At 65.9% G+C, this 249-nt stretch carries 1 protein-coding gene; it reads left to right on the forward strand.

Going from position 1 to position 249, the window contains the following annotated elements; genetic code table 11:
• Positions 1-31 precede the first annotated feature (31 nt).
• Positions 32-249 (forward strand): hypothetical protein (locus KVS69_RS20095; RefSeq protein WP_217539987.1); only part of this gene is annotated, 218 nt, incomplete at its 3' end.

Here is a 249-nt window from a genome sequence, read left to right on the forward strand (position 1 = left end):
GGCAGGCGCTGTTGGTTCCGTGGGGAGACACATGCGTGGTCGTGTCGATCGCATGGGCGAGAGGTTGATCATGACAGACAGGCAGAAGGAATTCCGCGTCGGTTCGCTCATTGTGGTTCGTCCCATCATCGTGGTGATGTCCGCTGCGGCGCTGTTTGCTGGCCCCGCACCAGGCGCCAGGTCTGGCCCCGGCCGCGCCGGCCCGCATTCCGCGGCGATGCAGAGACGCGATAGCGGCCCATGCTGCAG

Origin of the sequence: Stenotrophomonas sp. GbtcB23 (assembly GCF_019091045.1) — a bacterium.
GTDB lineage: Bacteria > Pseudomonadota > Gammaproteobacteria > Xanthomonadales > Xanthomonadaceae > Stenotrophomonas > Stenotrophomonas rhizophila_A.